The sequence below is a fragment of the Halobaculum gomorrense genome, from assembly GCF_900129775.1.
In the GTDB taxonomy this organism is placed as follows: domain Archaea; phylum Halobacteriota; class Halobacteria; order Halobacteriales; family Haloferacaceae; genus Halobaculum; species Halobaculum gomorrense.
This window is the reverse complement of the sequence record NZ_FQWV01000005.1, coordinates 148,415-167,206: the sequence shown is the minus strand read 5'-3', so window position 1 is coordinate 167,206 and position 18,792 is coordinate 148,415. Positions and strand designations below refer to the sequence as shown.

General features: G+C 67.3%; 14 protein-coding genes. 7 read left to right on the top strand and 7 right to left on the bottom strand.

Annotation, left to right across the window (positions count from 1 at the left end; all coding sequences use genetic code 11):
- Positions 1 to 7 precede the first annotated feature (7 nt).
- The 4 genes from BUE16_RS10565 (at position 8) to BUE16_RS10550 (ending at position 3,507) form a co-directional block, all read left to right on the top strand.
- Positions 8 to 523 carry a DUF6884 domain-containing protein gene (locus BUE16_RS10565; RefSeq protein WP_073309411.1) on the top strand — a complete coding sequence of 172 codons (516 nt, stop codon included), beginning with the start codon at positions 8 to 10 and terminating at the stop codon, positions 521 to 523.
- A gap of 78 nt (positions 524 to 601) precedes the next feature.
- Positions 602 to 2,467, top strand: a complete 1,866-nt coding sequence (ligA, locus tag BUE16_RS10560) for an ATP-dependent DNA ligase LigA (RefSeq protein ID WP_073309409.1) — start codon at positions 602 to 604, stop codon at positions 2,465 to 2,467.
- A gap of 34 nt (positions 2,468 to 2,501) precedes the next feature.
- The gene (locus BUE16_RS10555) at positions 2,502 to 2,705 is read left to right on the top strand and encodes a hypothetical protein (protein WP_073309407.1); all 204 of its coding nucleotides are present in this window, start codon (positions 2,502 to 2,504) and stop codon (positions 2,703 to 2,705) included.
- A gap of 25 nt (positions 2,706 to 2,730) precedes the next feature.
- Positions 2,731 to 3,507: an MBL fold metallo-hydrolase gene (locus BUE16_RS10550; protein WP_073309405.1), complete on the top strand. Its 777-nt coding sequence runs from the start codon at positions 2,731 to 2,733 to the stop codon at positions 3,505 to 3,507.
- A 28-nt stretch (positions 3,508 to 3,535) separates the two neighbouring features.
- On the opposite strand, the gene BUE16_RS10545 is transcribed toward BUE16_RS10550, so the two are convergent.
- A complete protein-coding gene (locus BUE16_RS10545) occupies positions 3,536 to 4,651 on the bottom strand; it encodes a DNA topoisomerase IV subunit A (RefSeq protein ID WP_073309403.1) in 1,116 nt (371 codons plus the stop codon).
- A 1-nt stretch (position 4,652) separates the two neighbouring features.
- Positions 4,653 to 7,058, bottom strand: coding sequence for a DNA topoisomerase VI subunit B (locus tag BUE16_RS10540; RefSeq protein WP_073309401.1), 2,406 nt, complete (start codon positions 7,056 to 7,058; stop codon positions 4,653 to 4,655).
- Between the two features lie 313 nt (positions 7,059 to 7,371).
- On the opposite strand from BUE16_RS10540, the gene gyrB reads away from it, so the two are divergent.
- Positions 7,372 to 10,605: a DNA topoisomerase (ATP-hydrolyzing) subunit B gene (gene gyrB / locus BUE16_RS10535; RefSeq protein WP_073309399.1), complete on the top strand. Its 3,234-nt coding sequence runs from the start codon at positions 7,372 to 7,374 to the stop codon at positions 10,603 to 10,605.
- Between the two features lie 88 nt (positions 10,606 to 10,693).
- The gene (gyrA, locus tag BUE16_RS10530) at positions 10,694 to 13,198 is read left to right on the top strand and encodes a DNA gyrase subunit A (RefSeq protein WP_073309397.1); all 2,505 of its coding nucleotides are present in this window, start codon (positions 10,694 to 10,696) and stop codon (positions 13,196 to 13,198) included.
- A gap of 292 nt (positions 13,199 to 13,490) precedes the next feature.
- On the opposite strand, the gene BUE16_RS10525 is transcribed toward gyrA, so the two are convergent.
- The 4 genes from BUE16_RS10525 to BUE16_RS10510 form a co-directional block, all read right to left on the bottom strand.
- Positions 13,491 to 14,540, bottom strand: a complete 1,050-nt coding sequence (locus BUE16_RS10525) for an RNA-guided endonuclease InsQ/TnpB family protein (protein ID WP_073309395.1) — start codon at positions 14,538 to 14,540, stop codon at positions 13,491 to 13,493.
- A 150-nt stretch (positions 14,541 to 14,690) separates the two neighbouring features.
- Positions 14,691 to 15,170 (bottom strand): SprT-like domain-containing protein, encoded by a 480-nt coding sequence (locus tag BUE16_RS16715; protein ID WP_073309393.1) that lies wholly within the window; start codon positions 15,168 to 15,170, stop codon positions 14,691 to 14,693.
- Positions 15,171 to 15,388: 218 nt separating this feature from the next.
- On the bottom strand, positions 15,389 to 16,291 hold the full coding sequence (rocF, locus tag BUE16_RS10515; RefSeq protein WP_073309391.1) for an arginase: 903 nt from the start codon (positions 16,289 to 16,291) through the stop codon (positions 15,389 to 15,391).
- 50 nt (positions 16,292 to 16,341) lie between these two features.
- A complete protein-coding gene (locus tag BUE16_RS10510) occupies positions 16,342 to 17,583 on the bottom strand; it encodes an HAD family hydrolase (RefSeq protein WP_073309389.1) in 1,242 nt (413 codons plus the stop codon).
- 161 nt (positions 17,584 to 17,744) lie between these two features.
- Between BUE16_RS10510 and BUE16_RS17355 the strand changes: the two genes are divergently transcribed.
- Entirely contained in the window at positions 17,745 to 17,870 is a 126-nt protein-coding gene (locus BUE16_RS17355) for a hypothetical protein (RefSeq protein ID WP_268762491.1), read from the top strand.
- A gap of 9 nt (positions 17,871 to 17,879) precedes the next feature.
- Here the strand turns inward: BUE16_RS17355 and BUE16_RS10505 are convergent, their stop codons facing one another.
- A complete protein-coding gene (locus BUE16_RS10505; protein WP_073309387.1) occupies positions 17,880 to 18,743 on the bottom strand; it encodes a hypothetical protein in 864 nt (287 codons plus the stop codon).
- Between the last annotated feature and the right edge of the window lie 49 nt (positions 18,744 to 18,792).

Genomic DNA, 18,792 nt, shown 5'->3' with positions numbered 1-18,792 from the left:
GGTCGATATGGAGACGTTTGGGCTCGTGCAGGCAGGTGCCTGTCCGTTCCGGGGGAGGGGAAAAGCCGTCGACCGGTACGCGACGGCGTTTTTCACGAAGAAGGCCGAGCTCGCCGAGCTCGTCAGCGACGAATGGGTCGTCCTCGCGGAGGGGCAGGGCGTGGTCGACCCGGACGAGGAGGTCGAGGGGGTCGACCGCGAGTTCACCGAGCTGGAGCCGGCAGCGCAGGCGCGGTGGTCGATGGAGGCCGTCGCGGACGTGGCTTCCCGCGTCCGCAAACACGAGTACGAGCGCGTCGTCGTCTTCGCGGACCGGCCGATGCGCGACGCGCTGAAGGAGCGCGGCGGGCTCCTCAGCCGGATGACCGCGGCCGGCGCGGAGACGATCGAGCCGCTGGCTGGGATCGGCGGGCAAGAGCAGCAGGAGCGGTGGCTCGACGAACAGCTGTCGATCCGCCGCGACGCCGCCGATCCGTCCGCCGAAGATCTGGACTCGGGGCTGGACGAGCTTTCGTCCGGGTGAGCGGCACCCGGACGGCGGTCCGGGCCCGGACCATTGCGAGTCGTCGGAGTTATTCTCGCCGCCCGACTCTGAGCGGGCATGAAGTTCGCCACGTTCGCCGATCGCGCCGACGAGATGGCCGCCGAGCCGGGGGACCTGGCAACCGTTGCGCTCGTCGCGGACGCGCTCGCGGCTGCCGGTGACGGTCCCGAGCACCGCTCGGCCGGCGGTGAGACGGCGACAGCCGACGGGACGGACGCGGACGACGACCTGCCGATCGTCGCGCGCTTTCTCCGGGGGGCGGTGTTTCCCGGCTGGGACGAGCGGACCCTCTCGGTCGGGCCGTCGCTGTGTCACGCGGCGCTGGCCCGCGCGGCCGGCGCGAACGTCACCGCCGACGACATCGAGGAGCGGCTCGCGGAGACCGGCGATATCGGCGCCGTCGCGGCCGACCTCGACCTCGGCGGACAGACGGGACTCGCCGCGTTCGCCGGCGGCGGTGATGACGCTCCCGGCGCCGGCGGAAGCGCCCTCACCGTCCGAGAGGTGTACGGGGAGTTGGTCGCCGTCGCGGAAGCGACCGGGGGCGGGAGCGAGTCGTTCCGCGAGGACGCCCTGTTCGGCCTGTTCACGCGCGCCGACCCCACGGAGGCGAGGTACCTCGCCAGGCTCGTCCTCGGGGAGATGCGGATCGGCGTCGGCTCCGGCACCCTCCGCGACGCCACCGCCGAGGCGTTCCTCAACGCGTCCGTAACGACACCGACCGAGGAGCGCGGCGAGGACGACCGCACGGAGGAGGTGGTCGGACTCGTCGAGCGCGCGCTGCAGGTGACGAACGATCACGGCCGGGTCGCCAAACTCGCCCGCGACGAGGGCGAGGCGGGGCTGCGGGGCGTCTCCCTGTCGGTCGGCCGACCCGTCCGCTCGATGCTCGCGCAGGCGGGGACCGTCGCCGACGCGCTCGACGCGTGGGGCGCCGTCGCCGTCGAGACGAAGTACGACGGCGCGCGGGTGCAGATCCACTACGAGGACCGAGCCGCCGACGAGCCGGACGACCGGTCCGGCGGCGCCGTCGGTGCCGGCGACGCCGGCGGCCCCGTCTCGATCTACTCGCGCAACATGGAGGACGTGACGGGCGCGCTCCCCGAGCTGGTCGAGCACGTGCGCGAGCACGCGAGCCCGCCGGCGATCCTCGACGGCGAGGCGGTCGCGGTCGACGACGACGGCGAGCCGCTCCCGTTTCAGGAGATCCTCCGACGCTTCCGTCGCAAACACGACGTGGAACGGATGCGCGAGGAGGTGCGCGTCGAGCTTCGCGCGTTCGACTGCCTCCACGCCGGTGGCGACGACCTGCTCGACGCGCCGCTGGCCGAGCGCCACGACCGCCTCCGCGAGGCGCTCGACGACGGCGTCTCGGAACTGCTCGTTTCCGACGACGCCGCGGAGATCGAAGCGTTCGAGTCCGAGACGCTTGAGTCCGGCCACGAAGGTGTGATGCTGAAGCGCCCCGAATCGACGTACGACCCCGGAACCCGCGGGAGGGAGTGGCTCAAGCGCAAGCCCGATGTGGAGACGCTCGATCTCGTCGTCACCGGTGCCGAGTGGGGCGAAGGACGCCGCGCGGAGCTGTTTGGCACCTTCGAGGTGAGCGTCCGCGTCGACGACAGTGACGACGACGAGAGAGCGTACGCGACCGTCGGCAACGTCGCGACCGGCATCACCGACGAGGAGTTGGCCGACCTCACCGACCTGCTGGAGCCGCACGTGCGCACGGAGTCCGGCCAGACCGTGACGCTCGCCCCCGCAGTGGTCTTTGAGGTCGGCTACGAGGAGATCCAAACCTCGCCGAGGTACGACTCCGGGTACGCGCTCCGGTTCCCGCGCTTCCTTGCGGTCCGCGACGACAAGGCGCCCGCGGACGCCGACGGTCTCCAGCGAGTCCGACGGCTCGTCGGCGACGAGTGACAAGACACTACTCCGGCGCGATCCTGCGAGGGGTATGGACGCTCTTCGCCTCCTCGCGGAGTACCCGCTCCAAGTGCTACTAGGCGCTGCAACCGCCGCGGCGGTTATCGCGACCCTCGCCGTCGCCGCCGGCGGCTCCTCGCTGTCGGCGACGCTCCGCCTCGCGGCGCTTGCCACCGTGCTCCTCGTGTTCACCCTCGGCTTCTCGGCCGGCCCGCTCGCGGAGCGGTACGTATAGGCGCCTCCCGCCCGCACCCCCAGGCATGACCGTTCGACACGACGACCTGCGGGTCACGTGGTACGGCTACGCCACCGCGCGCGTCGAGAGCGAGGACGGCACCGTCGCCTACACCGACCCCGGCCGCTACGGCGTGCTCACCGGCGAGTGGACCCCCCCGGGCGGCGGCAACCCGAAGCAGGCCGCCCACCCGCGAGCGACCGACCACCGGCCGATGGACGCCGACCTCGTCGTCGTCACCCACGACCACCACTACGACTCCGAGGGGATCGAACGCGTCGCCGCCGACGACGCCACCGTCGTCGTGTACGAAGGCGTCGACGCCGCGCGCATCGACCGCGACGTGACGCCCGTCGACGACCTGCCGTTCGAGGTCGTCCGGGTGGGCGAGGCCGACCACGTCGCCGTCGACGGCGTCGGCGACGTGTGGTCGATGCCGGCGTACAACGAACCGGACGGCCCCCACGCCGCCGACGACGGCTCCGTGCCGCACCCTGAAGGGTTCGGCGTGGGCTACCGCTTCACGGTCGGCGCGATCGGCACCTCGGTGTTCTGGCCCGGCGACTCCGACGCGCTCGACGCGTTCGCCGAGCTGGACGTGTCGCTGTTTCTCGCCAACATCTCCGGCTCTGTCTGCATGGGCGGGCCCGAGGCGGCCGACCTCACAGCACGGATGGACCCGGATCTGGTTGTCCCGATCCACTACAACACGCAGGCGTTCCTCGAAGCGGACTCCGCGGGGTTCGCGAGCGACGTGGCGAAGCGGACAATCCCCGTCGCGCTCGACGAGTCGACCGAGTAGCGCCCGTCGACGAGCGTCTGCCCGGTCCTCAGATGACGCCCATGTCGCCGAGCCTGTCCGGCAGGTACGTGTCCGTCACGAAGTCGAGCCCCTGCGCGGCCAACGCCTGCTGTTCGGCCTTCTTGCCGATGTCGAGCTGAAGCTCGATCTGCTCCTCCCAGAAATCAGTCTGGAAGCGCGGGTCCTCCAGCTCCGATTCGAGGGCGTTCACGTCGGAGTCGGCCAGCGGGTCCGTCGGGAGGTCGTAGTCGACGATGTCCTGCGGGCGGATGCCGACGTACTCGGCTTCCGGCGTCGCGAGGTACTCCGAGAGGTGCGCGGATTTGATGGAGCCGTACGCGACCGACCCGTAGATGCGGTACGACCACGGGTCGCCGTCGGTGAAGACCACGACCGGGAGGTCGAGCTCGTCGTGGAGGCGCTTGGTGATCCGCCGGGTCGCGCGCGCCGGCTGGCCCTTCAGGTGGACGACGAGACAGTTGTAGTCGGTGTCGAAGCCGTTCTCGATGAGCCGGTCGCGCATGCCGCCGGTCTCCACCGCCAGCACGAAGTCGATGTCGTGGTCGAGGAACTCGATCGTGTCGGGGTTGTTGGGGATCTGGTAGCCCCCCTCGCCCACGTCCTCTTGGCAGTGGATATCGCGCTCGCCGCGGCGGGTCTGCTCGCGCAGCTCCAGCGGCCCCATCAGTGTCGCGCCGGACTCCTCCGGGCGCATGTGGAAGTCCTCGCGGGTGACGCCCGAGACGATCTCCAGGTCCTCGACGAGCTGGTTCGACTCGTCCTGGTCGGAGAAGCCCGCCTCGTCGGAGTCCCACGACTCCGAGAGGTAGTACAGCTCCCGCAGGGTCGACGAGCGGTCCTCGTCCAACTGCTGGGCGAGGAACTCGACGGTGTAGGCCGCCTTCAGGAGCTTTCGAGCGCCGCGCACGGAGTTGGCAGAGCGGGTGGACGTGCGGTCGCCGTACACCCACACGCCGCTGTCCTCGTCGAAGACGATGTTGCTCTTCGTCCGCGTCGGCAGGCTCATCTGCGGGATGTCGCCGCGCTCGAACTGGTCGTAGATGTCGGCCGCCAGATCGATCAGCTGTTCGCGGGCCTCCGCTTCATTCAGCTTGGTGTCGGATTCGGGTGTGTCTGCGCTCATATCAGGCGTTCACGGTCAGCTTCTCGGTCTCGATGCCATCGACGTTCACGTCGAACTCGGCGTCGCCGGCAACGGTGTACTCGAGCACCGCCTCCTCGCCGCCGGGCACGCTCGGGTTCCACTTCACGAACCACTCGCCGTCGAGGTCGACGACGGTCGCCTCCTCGGGCACGTCCGTCGGCTCCGCGGAGACGATATCGGTCACGTCCGGCTCCTCAGTGCGGTCGGAGTGGTTCTCGACGATGAGGCGGACGGTGTCGCCGTCGCGCTCGCGCTCGACGCCGACGTTGTTCATGATGCGCGCCATCGCGCCTTCGATGTTCGGGCGCTCGCGTCCGGTCACCTCCGCGACCTTGTCGGCCATCTCCGGGAGGATGCGCCCGAGCACGTCCTGTTTCTCGCGGCGCTTCTGCATCGAGCGGCGCTTGTTCAGATAGCTCTTGAGCTCGCGCGCCGCCTCCCGGACCGCGAGTTCGATCTCGTCCTCGATGGCGGGGATGTTCGCGAGCGCGTCCTTCGACTCGCTGGTGAAGGGGACGTTCGTGGAGGCGACGTGGATCATGATGACGGCGGGACCGTTCGGCATCCCCGAGCCGCCGGGCTGGTCGAGCCCGTAGTTGCGCCAGCCGATCCGCTTGACCACGTCTGTCGTCGCACACGCGCCCCGCTGGTAGACGAGCGGCACGCGGTTGGCGAACCGGAGCAGGTCGACTTGTCCGCCCTCCTCCAACTCGCCGCCGTAGGCGATGCCGGCCTCGACGATGAAGGGGTCGCCGCCGTGGACCTCGGCGTCGCGCGTCGCCGCCGCGTAGAAGTCCGCGTCGAACTCCTTGCGCAGGCCGGCCTCGACGAGTTCGTCGGTGATCGGCGCGAGGCAGTCCGTCGGCGGCGCGAGGATGTCCGTCTCGCGCATCGACTCCAGCAGCTCGCTGGCGGTGTCGCGCTCGGCGGCCGTCTCGCGCACCTTCGGCGCGTCGTCGGGGACGGTGACCATCCGCGACCACAGCGCCTCTACGACGTTCTCGCGGGCCGTGTCGCCGAACGTGGCGTCGTCGAACTCTTCGGTGTCGTCGGCCGCCTCGTCCACGAGCGCGCGCACCCCGGCGTGCGTCGCGCGCACCCGCTCGTCGCCGGCGGCGAACCGCCGGGCGAGGCGCTCGGCCATCCCGGCGACGACGGCGTCGTCCTTTCGGGTCGAGGTGGCCTCGTCGACGAGCCCGTACAGGTCGCCGGTGAGCTCGTCCTCGTCGACCTCCTCGTCGTAGGCGGTCATCGTCGCCCACGCGGCCTCGACGGCGTTGTCACGGACCGTGCCGCCAAAGCGCGTGTCGAACTCGCCTTCTGCGGCGTCGGCGACGTTGTCGACGACCTCGACGAGTTCGTGGTGGCTCGTGCGCTCCCGAGAGCCAAGCGTGCTCGCGACCTCGCTCGCGAAGAAGTCGGTCGCGTCCGCGCCCTTGTTCGAGACCGCCTCCGCGACGGCCGCCTCGACGGCGTCCTCGTCGGCGCTCCAGCCGAGTTCGCGGCCGAAGTGGCGGTCACGGAAGTTGTCGATCACCTTGTCGGCCGTCTTCTTGCCGACGCGGGTGAACTCCTCCTGGAGGAACCCGGAGACTGAGTAGCTCTCGGTCGCCTCCAGCATCTTGATCAGCGTCCCGAGTTCGACCCCGTGGGGGTGCGGGCGGATCTCTTTCGTCTCGGCGGGGAGCTGGTCGGTGCCGCGTTCGAACTTCAGCGGCTCGTCGAGCCCCGGCTCGCGGAGTTCGAGGCGCGCGTGGGGATTGACGACTGCGGTGTGTTTGACGTAGTCGTGGAGCTGCTGGCGCGCGCGCATGTTCGCTTCCATCTCCACTTCGATGCGCGTGCCGTGCGAGCGGTCCCAGGAGGTGGTCCGCTCGGCTTTGATCTCGGGCTCGTTGCTATCGGTGTCGATGATCAGCTCGAAGTACTGCGCATCGGCCTCACCCTTCGGGCGGGAGGTGATCTTCGCGGGCTTGCCGGAGGTGAGCTGGGAGTACAGCACTGCCGCGGAGATGCCGATTCCCTGTTGACCGCGGTTTTGTTCACGAGCATGGAATCTTGAACCATACAATAATTTTCCAAATACTTTTGGGAGCTGTTCCTTCGTGATCCCGGGGCCGTTGTCCTCGACGATCAGGCGGTAGTAGTCGCCCACCTCCCTGATCTCGACGTAGATGTCGGGGCGGATGCCCGCCTCCTCGCAGGCGTCGAGCGCGTTGTCGACGGCCTCCTTGACGGCGGTGACCAGCCCGCGGGCGCCCGAGTCGAACCCGAGCATGTGCTTGTTTTTTTCGAAGAACTCGGCGATGGAGATCTCCCGCTGGCCCTCTGCCAGCTCGTCGGCGATCCCCTGGTCCTCGCCGAGTTGCGACTGGAACGACGTCATTCTCGTGGGAACCCCTATCCGACGCGGGGTTATAACCGTGTCCTCACCGCAGTGAATGTGAACACGGCCGTCCGGCGCGGCGACCGACAACGACCGCCCCGAAGGCGATCGCTGTGAGGTCGGCGCCTGCGGCGACTGGACGCGGTGCGACCCGTTGACCGCTCGTTCAGGCCGCCCAAGCCGCACACAGCGCGCGGAGGATCAGCCCAAGGGGACGGGACGAGTGTGACCACCGGACGGTATCACGGGTCGCTCACGCGCGCGCGTGAGAGGACTTATAACCGGGGCTCCGTTAGGGGTGCGTAAGGTTCCTATGTCAGATTCAGGGGATAGTGAGTACGGTGCCGGGCAGATTCAGGTGCTGGAGGGCCTCCAGGCCGTCCGCAAGCGCCCGGCGATGTACATCGGTTCTACGGATTCTCGCGGCCTCCACCATCTGGTCTACGAGGTCGTCGACAACTCCATCGACGAGGCGCTCGCGGGGTACTGCGACGAAATCGAGGTGACCGTCCACGACGACGGCTCGGTCTCCGTCTCGGACGACGGGCGCGGCATTCCCGTCGACACCCACGAGAAGTACGAACGCCCCGCCGTGGAGGTCATCATGACGATCCTTCACGCCGGCGGGAAGTTCGACAACAAGTCCTACCAGGTGTCGGGCGGGCTCCACGGCGTCGGCGTCTCCGTGGTGAACGCCCTCTCGCACTGGCTGGAGGTCGAAGTGAAGCGCGACGGCGCCGTCTGGCGCCACCGCTTCAACCACGGCGAGCCCGAGGAGGGCGCCTTCGAGCGCGTCCGCGACATGGAACCGGACGAGGACACCGGCACCACCATCCGCTTTTGGCCCGACACGGACATCTTCGAGACCACCGACTTCGCGTTCGACACCCTCGCGAACCGCCTGCGCGAGCTCGCGTTCCTGAACGAGGGCGTCACGATCACGCTCACGGACGAACGCGACGGCGAGGTCGAGACGTTCCACTACGAGGGCGGCATCCGCGAGTTCGTCGAGTACCTCAACGAGACGCGCACGCCGCTGCACCGCGACGTGGTCTACTTCGACGCCGACGAGGAGGCCGAGGACGGCGTCGTACAGGTGGAGGTGGCGCTGCAGGCGACCGACGAGCTCCAGGGGTCGGTCCACGCCTTCGCCAACAACATCAACACGCGCGAGGGCGGCACCCACCTCACCGGGTTCAAGACCGCGCTGACGCGCGTCGTCAACGACTACGCCAACGACAACGGCCTCATCGGCGACCTCGACGGCAACCTCAAGGGCGAGGACGTCCGCGAGGGACTGACGGCGGTCATCTCGGTGAAGCACCCCGACCCGCAGTTCGAGGGGCAGACGAAGACGAAGCTCGGGAACTCGGAGGTCCGCGGCATCGTCGAGTCCGCCGTCCACGAGCACCTCGGCACGTTCTTCGAGGAGAACCCCGACACCGCCGAGACGATCGTGAGCAAGGCCGCGGAGGCTGCCCGCGCCCGGAAGGCCGCCAAGCAGGCGGAGGAACTCACCCGACGGAAGTCCGCGTTGGAGTCGACGGCGCTGCCCGGTAAACTGGCCGACTGCCAGTCTCGCGATCCCGAGGACGCCGAACTGTTCATCGTGGAGGGTGACAGCGCCGGGGGGTGTTTCACGGGAGACACCGAGATCGCTCTGGCGTCCGGACGGTCGATCACGTTCGAGGAGCTGGTCGAGGAACGGGCGAACGGCGAGGATCACTACTGCTATACCGTCACGGAAGACGGACGGATCGGTCTCGAACGCATCGAGCATCCCAGAGTCACGAAAGAGGACGCGTCGCTCGTCGAGGTCACGCTCGACAACGGCGAGTCGATCCGCTGTACGCCCGACCACGAATTCATGCTCCGTGACGGGAGCTACTGTGAAGCGCAGGATCTCGATGGCGGGCAGTCGCTGATGCCGCTGTATCGGAAGACGTCGGACACCTCCGAGGAGGGGATCACTATCGACGGCTACGAGATGGTGAAACAGCTGTTCACGGGGGACTTCTGGGAGTTCACACATCTGCTCGCCGACCGTTACAACCTCGAACACGGCGTGTACGAGGCAGACGCGGGCGACCACAAACACCACGTCGACTTCGACAAGCGAAACAACCGCCCCGACAACGTCGACCGGCTTCCGAAAGAGAACCATCTCGAACTCCACCGCGCACACGCTGCAAAGACGCTCCACACCGACGAGGTGAAACAGGAACTCCGGGAACTCAGGCGGTCCGACGAGTTCCGGGAGATGATGAGCGAACGGATGCGTGAGGACGGAACCGTCGAGGTCCTCCGAGAACAGGCGAAAGAGCAGTGGGAAGACGAGGAGTACGAACAGTACATGCGGAACGCCTGGCGAGAATACTACGAAAACAACCCCGAATACAGAGAGCGCGTCCGTGAGCGCCTCACCGAGGAAGCTCGCAAGTACTGGGCCGAGGAGGAGCATCGAGAAGAGCAGTCCGACCGCGTCGAGCAGTACTTCGAGGACCACCCCGAGGCCATCGAGGCGCGCAGGAAGGCAGCCAACGAGCAGTGGAGCGACGAGGAACTCCGCGAATGGCGCGCCGAGAAGACGAAAGAACAGTGGACCGAGGAGTTCCGGGAGGACCGCATGGAGGCGTATAACGAAACGTACTACGAGAACACGATCCCGTTCATGAAGACGGTCCTCGAAGCGGAGGAGACTCTCGACAACTACGACGACCTGCGGCGCGAGAAGGGCGATCCGAACGTCCTCACGAAGGCGACGACCGTCGAGAAGTTTTTCGACGACGAGGAAGCGCTCAGAGGGGCCGTCGAGACGCATAACCACCGTATCGAGTCAGTCGAGTCGCTCGACGAGACCGCGGACGTGTACGACATCGAGGTGCCGGGAACGCATAACTTCGCGCTCGAATCTGGGGTGTTCGTCCACAACAGCGCCAAACAGGGCCGAAACCCCGAGTTTCAGGCGATCCTCCCGCTGGGGGGGAAGATTCTCAACGTCGAGAAACACCGCCTCGACCGGGTGCTCCAGAACGACGAGATCCGCAACATGATCACCGCCGTCGGTACCGGCATCGGCGACGAGTTCGATATCAGTGAATCAAGATATCAGAAAGTTATCATGATGACCGACGCCGACGTGGACGGCGCCCACATCCGGACGCTCCTGCTCACGCTGTTCTATCGGCACATGCGCCCGCTCGTCGAGGCGGGCTACGTGTACGCGGCCCAGCCCCCGCTGTACCGTATCCGGTACCGCGGGAACACCTACGACGCGATGACCGAGGCCGAGCGGGAGACGATCGTCGAGGAGAAGTGCGACGGGAACCCCGACCAAGTCCAGCGGTTCAAGGGCCTGGGCGAGATGAACCCGGAACAGCTGTGGGAGACGACGATGAACCCGGAGAACCGGGTGCTCAAGCAGATCACGATCGACGACGCCGCGGCCGCAGACCGCATGTTCAACGTCCTGATGGGCGACTCAGTCGAGCCGCGCAAACAGTTCATCAAGGAGCACGCCCCCGAGGCGGAGTGGGTGGACATCTGATGCAGAAGACGACAATGACCGACGCGACACCGACGACGCGAGCGACTGGAGCGACGCGATCCGACCACGGGACGACGGAGGCGTCTCGATGAGCTCCGACGTACCCGACGTGGACCCCGACGACGTGCGGGCGGCCCAAGTCGACCGCGTCCGCATCGAGGACGAGATGGAGCAGTCGTACATCGACTACGCGATGTCGGTCATCGCGGGTCGCGCGCTGCCCGACGTGCGGGACGGACTCAAGCCCGTTCACCGGCGCATCCTCTATGCGATGCACGAGATGGGCGTCACCTCCAACACCAGTCACCGGAAGTCGTCCTCGGTGGTCGGCGAGACGATGGGCGATTACCACCCGCACGGCGACCAAGCCATCTACGACACGCTGGTCAACATGGCCCAGGAGTTCTCCATGCGCTACCCGCTGGTCGACGGCCAGGGGAACTTCGGCTCGATGGACGGCGACCCCGCCGCCGCGATGCGGTACACGGAGGCGCGGATGTCGAACATCGCCGAGGAACTGCTCGACGACATCGAGAAGGATACCGTCGACTTCTCGTCCAACTACGACGACCGGCTGACCGAACCGGACGTGCTCCCGGCCGCGTACCCGAACCTGCTGGTCAACGGTTCGACCGGCATCGCGGTCGGCATGTCGACGAAGGTGCCGCCGCACAACCTCGGCGAAGTGATCGACGCGACGATCGAGCTGATCGACGACCCTGACGCCACGGTCGCGGACCTGATGGAGCACGTGAAGGGGCCGGACTTCCCGACGGGCGCGAACATCGTCGGGCGAAACTCCGTCAGGGAGGCGTACACCACCGGGCGCGGCCGGGTGCGAGTCCGTGCGGAGATGGATGTCGAGGAGTTCGGCAACGACCGCGAGCGCATCGTCGTCACCGAACTTCCCTATCAGGAGAACAAGGCGCGCATCGTCGAGCGCATCGCGAACGACGTGAACGAGGGCGTCATCGAGGGGATCGCCGACCTCCGCGACGAGTCCGACCGCGAGGGCGTGCGCGTCGTCATCGAGCTCAAGCGCGGCGCGAACGTCGAGGTCGTCAAGAACCAGCTGCTGGAGCACCACCTGGAGTCGACGTTCGGCGTCATCAACCTCGCGCTGGTCGACGGCCAGCCGAAGGTCCTGACGCTGAAGGAGACGCTCGAACACTACGTCGACCACCGCAAGGAGGTCGTCACCCGGCGCTCGCAGTTCGATCTCGACGAGGCCGAGGACCGCGCGCACATTCTCGAGGGGCGACTGAAGGCCCTCGAGAACGTCGAGGACGTGGTCGAGACGATCCGTGAGAGCGAGGACCGCGACGCCGCGAAGACGGCGCTGCGCAACGCCTACGACTTCAGCGAGGAGCAGGCCGAGCACATCGTCCGGATGCAGCTCGGCTCGCTCACCTCGATGGAGGCCGCCGAGATCGAAGACGAGTACGAGGACGTGCAGGCGACCATCGAGCGGCTGAACGAGATCCTCGACTCCGAGCAGGAACTGCTCGACGTGATCAAGTCGGAGCTACGCGAGATCAAAGACAGGTACGACGACGAGCGCCGAACCGGCTTCGTCGAGGACACGGGATCGGTCACCCACGAGGACCTCATCCCGGAGGAGGAGTCGGTCGTCATCCTCTCGGAAGACGACTACATCAAGCGGATGCCCGCGGCCGACTTCCGCGCCCAGAACCGCGGCGGCAAGGGGATCATCGGCGCCGACCTGAAGCAGGGCGATCGGGTCTCCTCGGTGTTCCTCGCGTCCACGCACGACTACCTGTTGTGCTTCACCGACAAGGGCCGCGTCTACCAGCTGAAGACGTACCAGGTGCCCGAGATGGGCCGCACCGCCCGCGGGAAGTCGGCGGTGAACGTTCTCGACCTCGACGACGGCGAGGAGTTGACCGCCGTCGTCAACTGCGACGACCTCGACGGCGAGGAGTACCTGACGATGGTCACCGAGGGCGGCTACGTGAAGCGGACCGCCGGCGACGAGTTCGAGAACATCCTCTCGACGGGGATCCGCGCGATCAAACTGAAGGACGGCGACGCCCTCGTCGACGTTGAGGTGACCGACGGCGGGCGCGACCTCGTGATCGGCACCCGCGACGGGATGGCGATCCGCTTCGACGAGGACGAGGTGCGCGCGATGGGCCGCACCGCCCGCGGCGTCCGCGGGATCAAGCTCACCGGCGACGACCGCATCGCCGGCGTCGCGGCCATCAACGAGGATGAGCACAACTGGGTGCTCACCGTGACCGAGAACGGCTACGGGAAGCGCACCGATCTGGCGGAGTACCGGACCCAGAGCCGCAACGGGAAAGGTCTCATCGACATCAAGACGAACGAACGCAACGGGCCGGTGTGCGCCGTCGAGGCGGTCACCTACGGCGATCACCTGTTCGCGATGAGCGCGGGCGGGCAGATCATGCGGACCCGCGTCGAGGACATCTCGACCATCGGCCGCAATACGATGGGCGTCACCGTGATGGACCTGGACGAAGGCGACACGGTCGCCGCCATCGACGTGCACCCGTCCGAGCGCGTCTCCGCCGAGCGGAGCGTCGACGCGACCGACGCCGAGGGCGAGTAACGATTGACATCCTCCCCGCCCTAAAGGGCGAGGATTCCCCGAAGAGGATATTCAGGTTGCGCGTTTCCTCGGTTCTCAAGTACGCTTTCGCGTGGAACATCGGAGGTTGCCACCGAGTTGTGACCAACGGTGTGCTTTTCAGCGCGTATAGCCCTGTCAATGGGGCCTTCCTCCCCGCATACAGCAGGCCTCAACAGCGTGGAACGTAGTTCCACGAGCAATCGGGCGTAGCCCGATGACGACGGCTGGCTATTCAACCAGCGAGGTAGCACGGTTCGCGTCAGCCGAACTGTTACGCCGTGCATGGTTCACCCTCCCGTTGTGCAATGTTCTCCGATGCGTTCAGGTCGGCGTGTCTTCCTCGACCGCACTCCGTACACCAAAAGTGGTCGCCATCACGGGTTCCCATCGAACCACAATCCGAACACCGTTGACTGGTATGGTAGGCGTCAACCTTCTCGACGCGAATACCAGTGCGTTCGGCTTTGTACGTGATGAACTGTTGGAGTTGGTGGAAGTGCCACGAGTAAACGCCCGACCACGAACTGTTCTCACGGATGCCTTCGAGGTCTTCCATCCTGATGACGGGGTTCTCGAACTGTTCCGCGAACGTGATGAGGCGACGGGAGAGTTTGTGGTTCATGTCCTTGATTCGACGCTGTTCTTTGTCACCCACACGGTTGCGTGCGCGAAGCGCACCCGCTTCCGAAAGCGACTCGCGTAGGGAACGATATTTGCGTCGAACGTATTTCGCCTCACCACCCGACACCAGCATCGACTCGCCCTCACCGTGGGCGGTCACAGCGAGGATGTGTCGTTCACCAATATCGACACCGACGGGCGTTTCACCCGACGTATCAGCGTCGTATTCGACGTTGAACGTACAGTACCAGTCGTCTCCGCGACGGTAGACCTGTAGGCGAGTCTTGTCGGCGTCGCCTTCGACTAGTTGATCTACGGGGTCAGCAATGTCGTCGTACACTTCGATTGGAGTGTACCACCATTGGGAGACGCACGGAAAGCCGACGACGACCGTGCCGTTCTCGGTCGTGTCGAGTTCCCAATTCTGGTTGTTGACGGCAAACGGTTGACTCTCTCGGTAGCGAACTTCTCCGTTCGTGCTGTGGTCGGATTTCGCCTCTCGAATGGCTTGGTTTTGGATAGCCGAGTAGAGGTCGTTGTCGATGCTGGCGGTGGTCACGGACTTGTCGAAGTCGCCGTTCTCCCATCCGTCGATACAGAACTGCTTGGTGTCACGGTAGAGGCGAGAGGCGCGTTGCCACTCTTTCCGTCGTGAGAAGGATGGGTTGTGGAACTTCGCGGTAACAGTCACAGTGACCATTACAGCTGTAATTGACTGTACTATCTTAAGAAACTGTTAGAATATCAGGCCGTGCGATCGTCGGTGTATTGCGTCATCAATTGTCGGATTCATCCCCGCCCTGCAGGGCGGGGCTTTCTCTTTGCACTTCCGTAACCGCCCCCGGCGCAGTCACTTCTCCTCCCGCCTGTCCGCCAGTTCGTAGTACGCGCCGCAGCAGTCGGTGGGCGCGAGCCGGTCGCGTTGGTCCCTCACCGGGAGGGCCGCGAGTCGCGTCGTCCGGCAGCGGCGGCACCGATCCGCGACGACCGTCTCGCATCCCCGACACCGGATCAGGTACCGGCCGCGGTAGAAGGCGGGGCAGTGGCGGTCGGTGTTCACTGCCGCCGCCCGGTTGCGGAACCACGCGCCGTGGCCGGTCGCGCCGAACCGGGCGAACTGCTCGACGTGGACGAGTTCGTGCCGGAGGACGCGCCGCCACTCCGCCTCGCCGTAGGTGTCGGCCGCGCGGCGCGAACAGACGAGGTGACACTCCCGAAGCGACGCGAACTGCGAGTCCGGCCCCGGGAGGCGGTCGCCGTGCTCACGTCGAACCGCCTCCCAGTCGAGCGGATCGCCGACGGCGGCGCCGGGGACCCTCGGGTGGCTCACGACCGCCGCCCGGCGCTTGGCGCGCCCAGAGACTCGCCAGTCCGTGACGACCGACAGCGACGGGATCCGGTAGTCATACGTCGCGACCGCGGACGCGGCGTAGTCGTGGCTGTAGGTAAGGAGGTCGTCGTCGGTCGAGGCGTCGCTCCAGCGGATACGGGTGGCTGGTGGGAGCCGAGTGTGAATCTGTCGGGTGCGCCCGAACCGCGCTCGACCGCTTACAGAATCCGCTTTCCGAACGCGCTGGACGTGAGTTCGGCCGCGAGCGACGCCGTTTCGTTCGATTCGTCGAGAACTGGATTCACCTCGACGACCTCCATCGAGCGGAGGGCGTCTGATTCGGCGAGGAGTTCCATCGCGTGGTGTGCCTCCCGGTAGGTGACGCCGCCGCGGACGGGCGTCCCCACGCCGGGGGCGATTGTCGGGTCGAGCCAGTCCATGTCGAGGCTGGCGTGGACGCCGTCGACGCCGTCGCCGGCGACCGACAGCGCCGCCTCGACCACGTCGGTGATACCGCGCTCGTCGATGTCTGACATCGTGTAGGCGGTCATCTCGGAGTCGCGGATGGCGGCGCGCTCGCTGTCGTCGAGCGCGCGCAGGCCGACGTACGCGACGTTCTCCTCGCGGAGGCCCGTGGCGTTCGCCCAGTCGACGCTGTCCCACTCGGCGTAGCCGAGCGCCGCCGCAAGCGGCATCCCGTGGACGTTGCCGGAGGGCGAGGTCGTCGGCGTGTTGTAGTCGCCGTGGGCGTCGAACCAGACCGCGCCGATCTCGGCGTCGCGGGCGCTCCCGCGCAGCGACCCGATCGCCACCGAGTGGTCGCCGCCCAACACGAGCGGCGTCTCCCCCGCGGCGACGCTGTCGGCGACGCCGTCGGCGAGCGCGGTCGTGACCTCCTCGATCTCCTGAAGGAACTTCGCGTTCCCCTCGCTCGGCTGGCGGGAGTTGGGGTCGCGCTCCTCGGCGCGCGGAACCCTGAGGTCGCCGGCGTCGGCCACGTCGACGCCCGCGGACGACAGCGCGTCCGAAAGCCCCGCATAGCGGATAGCGGACGGTCCCATGTCGACGCCGCGGCGGTCCTGGCCGTAGTCGGTCGGCGCGCCGATGATCCGGACGGTCATGCCACTACGAGGGCCGGCGGGGGGCTTCAAACGGCGGGGTCGACGGTCGCTCACTCAGACCCGTTCAGGTCCGCCAGACACCGCCACGCGTACATCGTCCGGAGCACGTCGGCGGCGGCCCCGGGCGCGAACACGAGGTCGTCGGTCGCGCGCACGTGGTCCAGCACGTTCCGCGAGGAGTGCTCGGGCGCGGCCGCGACGCCGGCTCCGCTCTCGTCGGCCCACTCCATCACCCGGAGATCGGACTTCGAGTCGCCCATGACGCAGACGAACGGATCGTCGACACCGAGCACGTCCAGCGACGCCTCGACGCCGGCGGCCTTGTGGAGGTCAGCGGCGGCCAACTCGGCCGCGTCCGCGCGGTAGAGGGCGACCTCAAGCCGGTCGAACAGCGTCGCCGCGGCGTCCGGCACGTCGCCGTCGGCGGTCGCGCCCGCTCGATCGATCGCGCCGGCGATCTCGGGGTCGTCCGCGGCGTAGTACGCCCTCGCGGCCGCGGGGCCGCCGTCCAGGTCGAGGCGTTCGCCGGCGGCCCCGCCGACGAGGTCGAGCAGGTGGACCATCGCCTCGTCGATCACCGCCTCGGCGTCGTCGCTTCCGGTCTCGTAGTTTGGCTTGAGGGTGACGTTGAACTCATTGCCTTGGAGGTGGCAGCCGCGCCGGACACGCTCGGGCGCCTCGCGGAGCACGCCGTCGCGCACGTCGTCGACGACGCCGCGGACGTCCTCCGCGAGGTCGTCGTACAGGAGCCGCTTGGTGTCGGCGCCGCTGCCGGGCGTGAACACGCCCGCGCCGGCCTCGTAGACGACGGACACGTCGCCCGAGTGGACCAACTCGTTGCCGAGCCCCTGGATCAGAAAGCCCTTGACGTTCTCCAGGGTCTGGCCCGTGCAGATCACGAGCGGGACGCCGCGCTCGACGAACTCGGTGAGCAGGTGGAGCGTCTCGCGTGGGATCTCGTTGTCCGTGTCGCCCGCCGAGCGCAGGGTCTCGTCCACGTCGAGCACGAGCGCGTTGGGGGCACGGCCGTACTTCCCGTGGAGGTCGAGGGCGGTGAACGACGACTCCCGGTCGGCCATCGCCCCCACCTCCGCGAGCGTGGACCCGCCGTCGCCGAACGCCCGCTCGATGCGCTCGCGGCGGTCCGCGAGGTCGCTGTTCGCCTCGTCCCATCGGTCGAGCGCGACGCGCGAGTCCAGCGGTGGAAACAGATCGACGAACTCGCGGTACGCACGGAGCGTCTCCGTGTCGAACTCCGCATACAGCTCGTAGAGACGGTCGTAGAGAGTCATACCTGGGGTAGGAGAGCCCGGGTGAAAAGATTCACTCGCGACGCGAATACTGATGCGACGGGTCGCCGGCGACAGGGCTGGGGGACGTGACGAGCGTTCGGACTCGAAGCGTACGACCGGCTCGGCGCGCCACCTATGTGCCCGCAGCCCCTCGATCCCGTATGGCTGACCAGGAGCAGAAGACGGAGACCGGCGGGATGCTGTTCGTGCTGGCCGGCGTCGCCGGCTTCGTCTTCCTACTGACGATCGTCGTGATCTGGGCGTTCGCCTACGGGCCGTTGTCGTAGCGATTCCAGCTACTCGGTGCCGGAGTCGGACTCGCCGTCCCCGTAGCTCCGACCGTCTCGCTCGTCCGCCTTCATCCGCCGCAGCGCCGCCACGGCCTGGCTCGCGTCGTAGCCGAAGAACACGTCCGTCCCGTACTCGGCGGCGACCTCCGCGGCGTGATTCAGCGCGTCGATGTCGACATTCACCGCGTACAGTTCGACGGAGAAGTCCACGTCCAGCCCCGAGAGCCGGCTCCGGAACCCCTTCGCGATCGTCTCCAGCCAGTACGTCGTCCCGTAGTTTGTGTCGTACAGCGGGACGACGAACTCGTCGACGTGGTCGGCCAGCGCGTCCAGATCGAGCCCCGCGCGGTCGGACAGGTGTCCCGGGTACGGGTCGGGGTACAGCGTGAGATACGCGCGCCCGGGGATCCGCTCGGTCGCCTCGGCGACGAACCCGGTGATCACCTCGGCGCGCCAGTCGGCCCACTCGTCGTGGTCGCTGCGCGCGAACTGCCGCTCGCAGCGGTCGCAGCGACAGAAGCCTTCCCGGGGGAAGCCAACGTCGTCGAGCCGCACGTCGCCGTTGACGGCCGCGCAGTCCTCGACGATCTCCAGCAGGCCGCGGCGGTACTCCTCGTGGGTCGGACAGATGTACGCCCAGTCGAAGTACGTCCGATCGCGGGTCGCCGGCCGACCCTCTGCGTCGACGGGGACGAGGTCGGGGTTCGCCTCCGCGGCGGCGTTGTCCCCGAAGCACGACACCATGTTCACGGCCGTCTCGATCGGCTCGGCCGAGCGACCTGTCACGTCTTTCACCTCGTAGAAGGCGAGGTCGAAATCGGGCCACTCCGTCTCCTCGGCGTTGCGGGTGACGACGCCGTACGCGGTCATACCCCTGCTTGGCCACTCGCGAGGGTACGTGTTTCGGAAGACGGGGTCG